The sequence below is a fragment of the Tumidithrix elongata BACA0141 genome (assembly GCF_036349135.1).
In the GTDB taxonomy this organism is placed as follows: domain Bacteria; phylum Cyanobacteriota; class Cyanobacteriia; order Pseudanabaenales; family Pseudanabaenaceae; genus Tumidithrix; species Tumidithrix elongata.
In genome coordinates, this window is the sequence record NZ_JAZBJZ010000203.1 from 1 (window position 1) to 4,524 (window position 4,524).

Here is a 4,524-nt window from a genome sequence, read left to right on the forward strand (position 1 = left end):
ACTCAACGCTGATGCCTTTTCTAATGCTCTCAATCTTTTGTCCTGTACTTAGGTTAAATGTATTAGAACAAAGGATCGGTCAATGTGGGCAAATGATAGTAGAACCTGCGAACGCAGAAAATAGGATGGTAGAAGCGGCGGCTTCGGTAGAAATCCTCGATCCCACGGCGATTGAGGCATTAGAAGATGTCGATTTGGCGCGGGAATTAATTACGCTATTTATAGAACATGATGCGCCGACAATTTTAAACGATTTAAAGCAAGCCGTGCAGGCTGGAAACTGTACAATGGTAAAGCATCATGCCCATACCCTCAGAGGCAGCAGCAGTGCTTTGGGCTTACAAAGTTTGGCAAATTGCTGTTTAGCAACAGAAACCAAAGCCAAGGCAAACGAACTGCAGGATTTAGGCGATCTCGTTACACAAATCGAACATCAGTTTGAGCTAGCCTGCTCGGCATTGCAAAAGTTACTGCAAAGTTTATGTTAGGAATCTCAGGATTCAAGCTGGGATGAATCTAGCTATCCCTGCGATCGCCAAGTACCGTGAAATCCCATCGGTATAATGCTGGGTAATGCCAAGCGTGCGATCGGCTCGCCATCGAGGTATTCGCTATCAAAGATCCAAGCTTCCGAACATTTGCGATCGCCATCAAAGACCACGGTGAGCACCCAGCCCCGATCGGGGTTAGCAGGATTAGGGGCAAATAGAGGCTCCATCGGATAACGGTGAGCACCTAGATCGGCAGTGGTAAGTTGATGGGTTTGATAGTCGTACCGAGCGATCGCATCAAATAGTTCTTGCCCGATCGATGCATGGGGACTCCGAACTGAGAGGTAGGTATAGCGAGACTTTTGCCCAACCTGTAAAGGCGAAATACTGGGAAATTCCGAGCTGCGATCTAACAATGGCAAGGATTCCAAAACTACGCCAGTTTTGGGGTCTAGACAGACTTGTGTGAAAACTCCCTTAGCTTCGGTCTGGGTTGTACCTGAAGCAACTTCTTTGAGAAACTGATTGGTACTGAAGTCGTCATAGCGCACAAAATCAAAGACCACATTGCCATCACGATCGCTGTAGCCGTTCCCAAAATGCCATTGATACCAAGGCTCCGCATTGCTGCGACTGACCAATTCTAGACTATGGCGATCGATGACTAAAATTTCTGTTCCTTCCTGTGGCTTCCATTGCAAAGAATCGCTATAGCTCTGTAAATTCAGCAGGACAGGAAAAGGATTCATTCGTACAGGGGGGACACAGAAAATCAGATATTCCCCAGCCATGACAAAATCATGAATCATCGGTAAGCCCGATAGGGTGACTTGATTTTTTTGTAGCAGCTTACCTTGGCGATCGCTGCGATAGATATGTAGAGTGGCATTTTTGCCATAGGAAATTCCAAAGTTGTAAGTCTCACCTGTTTGCGGATCGCGCTTTGGATGGGCAGAATAGGGTAAATGATTGTCAAGACCTTCGAGATTTTCTAAACCCTGCGTTTCTAGCGTTTCTAAATCTAAAGCATGGGGAAGTCCACCTTCCCAAAGAGCCAATAGCCGATCTGGCAAAGCAAGGACTGAGGTATTCGCCACATTTTTAGATGACTTGCCAAAACGCTGCCACCACGAACCCGTGGGAGTCATGCCATAGTTACCATAGATTAATCGGTTGGCTTTCTCTTCTTCGAGATATCCTGCGGTTTGGACGTAGCGATAAGTGGCACGGGCTTGCCCATCGGCAAAATGGATAGCCAAAATCGCACCATCACCATCAAACCAATGTCCGACATGCATGCCTCCTCGTTCTAATCTGGCGGGGCCATTGCGATAGAGCGAACCTCTTAGGCCTTCAGGTACTGAACCAGAAATAACCGATAGTTGCGTGAGTGGAAATTCTTGAGCAGGCTGAGCGATCGCTTTTGCCCAAGATGCTTGTGTTTTAATTGTTGCAGTCATGATGTTGTTGGGGAATTTAATGGATTGAATTGAGAATTCTTAAGATGAATAGGGAGTTCCATCTTTGTGGGTAAATTGCCAGCCTTGGTCTGAAGCCTTAGCCACAAGATCGTCATCGGGATAGGCTGCACAATCGTCGGGCGTGCGATCGCCGATTTCTAGATAACTCGCGATCGCCTCGCTGTGATTATAGAGACAATGCCCATTTGCCAAACCCGCAGGGAATCCTGCCGCTTGACCTGCCTGCAAAATCGTCTCTCCTTCATCGGTGATAAGGGTTAATTCTCCCGATAGAACATAGATAAATTCATCCTGTTTGGTATGCCAATGACGCAGTGCAGATCGAGATTTTGGGGGTAAAGTTGTCAAATTTACGCCAAAATTTTTGAGTCCTGCGGCGTCGCCCAATCGTTTTTTTTCACGTCCAGCGACCACTGACTTAAAGAGATCGGGATAGTTCGTACCAATACGACTAGGGACTTGGCTAGGATCGATGATAGTCATAGGTTTGCATTCAGCGATGGGGTTGACATTACGTTCTGACAATTTTCTGCGCAGATTGGGGAACTTTGCGATTTCCCTGTTGTTCCATCTGGGTTTGCAGATATTGACGATACCATGCAATTGTATTGCGAATTGCTTGGCGATGTGGCGTTGCAATATCACCAAAAGTCTTGACAAATTTGGAGCTATCGACAATAAAGGGATGCTCAAATTGATACATCATTTCTACGGATTCCGCCGCTTCGGGAATAAAGAAACCACCAATCCGCATCATCAGTTTACCCATGCCATTCATTTTTGCAGGCAATTCCAATTCTTCAAAAAGAAGATTGAGCATGTCTCTGGTGGAAATCGTCGGGGCATTAGGAACGTGCCAAACTTGCCCGATCGCTTCCTCGCGTTCTCCCAAAACGATCATCGCTTTAGCAAGATCTCGAATGTAGGTATAGGTGTGAGGCAGATCCAAGTTCCCGATCGCTTCAGCAGTCTTGCCTTGTAAAGCAGGAATAAACACGCGATCGCCAAAGACAGAATTGAGAACGCCTTCACCATAGAAATCTGAAGCCCTTGCGATCGCTACCCTTGCTTTTCCTGCACGATGGGCTTTCATCAAGGTTTCTGCTAGCGCTGCCCGCATCTTGCCCTTGTTGGTATGGGCGGCATAGGGCAAATCTTCACGCATGGGTTCCTTAACTTTGCCATAGCCATAGAGGCTGTCGCCATAGATCAACTTTGCTCCACTGGCGATCGCGCCAGCGAGAATGCCTTGTTGTAAGGGTGGAAATTCCTGAACCCAAGCTTTAAAGCTATATCTAGGACCTGCGCAATGGTAAATCACCTCTGCGTTTTGGCAAATTTTCTGCGTAAAGCTGGGATCGCTAGCATCCCCGATCGCCAGTTCCATTCCTTGAGGTAACTGCAAGCTGTGACTGCGATTTACCAGCCGCACTTGTTTGCCTTTTGCCACCAGTTGATGCGCGATCGCCATTCCCAATGCACCCGTACCAAAAATAACGTGAAGTTCTGTTTGAGAAGTATTCATGATTTTAGTTACCTAATCGCAAGTTGAGGGTCTGTATAAAGTGAAGCCTTGGGTTCAACTAAGTGCATATAAAACTGGTTCAATATGCACTTAGTTGAATATATCAAACAATGTATACTCAACTAAGTGCATATGTCAACCCTTGCCTTTCATTTAATTTCTAAACCTGCAAAAATATGTCTCTTGCTTACGCTCTCTTGGTTTCCCTGATTCAAGAACCGAAAAGTGGTTACGATCTTGCTAAACAATTTGACGGCTCGGTTGGATTTTTTTGGCAAGCCACGCACCAACAGATCTATCGAGAGTTAACCAAACTAGAACAGCAAAACTGGATTGCAGCAGAAGCGATCGCCCAAGAAGGACGACCAGACAAAAAGATATTCTCTGTAACCGATCGGGGGCTGTCTCATCTAAAAACTTGGCTTTTGCAATCGAGCGAGGTTGCACCCAGCAAAGATGAATTTTTAGTTAAAATCTACGCGGGTTATCTGATTCCCCAAGAGGCGATCGTGCAAAAGATTCAAGACCATCGTCAATTACATGTTTTGCAACTTACGGCTTACCAAGCGATCGAGAGCAGATTTTTTGCTTCTCCTAAAGACTGCCCCCTTCCATTTCGTTTTGCCTATCTCACGCTCCGTCGAGGCATTAACTTCGAGCAAGGCTGGATTGATTGGTGCGACGAAGTTCTGGCAATGTTAGCCACTTGGACAGATTGATGCGTTTCTAGTTTGAGAGAATCGTTAAACGTTGATATCGCTAGAGAAATTCACACGACGATAGATTTCTGACATGGGTAGCTCTATGTTGAGACTCTGTAAAGCGATCTTACCATCCATCCGATCGCAGGTTTGTAACTGCCAGCGATCGCCCTGCTCCAGCTTGTGATATTGCTCAACATACGATTCTATTTGACTGACCAGCAGAAATTCGCAAAAACTGGGAATAGAACGGTATTTTCTAAACTTTTCGCGTAATTGCTCAACTTAGAGGAAATAATGCTTCGAGGGGGTTCAAAGCCACAAGA

Annotated in this window: 5 protein-coding genes and 1 pseudogene; 2 read left to right on the forward strand and 4 right to left on the reverse strand. The window is 46.0% G+C overall.

Annotated elements, in window-relative coordinates; all coding sequences use genetic code 11:
- On the forward strand, window positions 1-488 hold a 488-nt coding region (locus V2H45_RS25110; RefSeq protein WP_330486432.1), incomplete at its 5' end, for an Hpt domain-containing protein.
- A gap of 32 nt (window positions 489-520) precedes the next feature.
- Here V2H45_RS25110 and V2H45_RS25115 read toward each other — a convergent pair.
- From V2H45_RS25115 to V2H45_RS25125, 3 genes are read right to left on the reverse strand one after another with little or no spacing between them, the layout of a single operon-like run.
- Entirely contained in the window at window positions 521-1,951 is a 1,431-nt protein-coding gene (locus V2H45_RS25115) for a carotenoid oxygenase family protein (RefSeq protein ID WP_330486433.1), read from the reverse strand.
- Between the two features lie 39 nt (window positions 1,952-1,990).
- Window positions 1,991-2,455 carry a cupin domain-containing protein gene (locus V2H45_RS25120; RefSeq protein WP_330486434.1) on the reverse strand — a complete coding sequence of 155 codons (465 nt, stop codon included), beginning with the start codon at window positions 2,453-2,455 and terminating at the stop codon, window positions 1,991-1,993.
- 28 nt (window positions 2,456-2,483) lie between these two features.
- Window positions 2,484-3,497: an NAD-dependent epimerase/dehydratase family protein gene (locus V2H45_RS25125; RefSeq protein WP_330486435.1), complete on the reverse strand. Its 1,014-nt coding sequence runs from the start codon at window positions 3,495-3,497 to the stop codon at window positions 2,484-2,486.
- A 176-nt stretch (window positions 3,498-3,673) separates the two neighbouring features.
- On the opposite strand from V2H45_RS25125, the gene V2H45_RS25130 reads away from it, so the two are divergent.
- Window positions 3,674-4,216, forward strand: coding sequence for a PadR family transcriptional regulator (locus V2H45_RS25130; protein WP_330486436.1), 543 nt, complete (start codon window positions 3,674-3,676; stop codon window positions 4,214-4,216).
- A gap of 24 nt (window positions 4,217-4,240) precedes the next feature.
- Here V2H45_RS25130 and V2H45_RS25790 read toward each other — a convergent pair.
- Window positions 4,241-4,468, reverse strand: a pseudogene (locus V2H45_RS25790) (Uma2 family endonuclease); the annotation flags it as partial.
- Window positions 4,469-4,524: the final 56 nt, after the last annotated feature.

Coding starts and splice junctions, on each gene's coding strand:
- V2H45_RS25120 (WP_330486434.1), bottom strand. CDS start 2,455: ATGACTATCATCGATCCTAGCCAAGTCCCTAGTCGTATTGGTACGAAC.
- V2H45_RS25130 (WP_330486436.1), top strand. CDS start 3,674: ATGTCTCTTGCTTACGCTCTCTTGGTTTCCCTGATTCAAGAACCGAAA.
- V2H45_RS25125 (WP_330486435.1), bottom strand. CDS start 3,497: ATGAATACTTCTCAAACAGAACTTCACGTTATTTTTGGTACGGGTGCA.
- V2H45_RS25115 (WP_330486433.1), bottom strand. CDS start 1,951: ATGACTGCAACAATTAAAACACAAGCATCTTGGGCAAAAGCGATCGCT.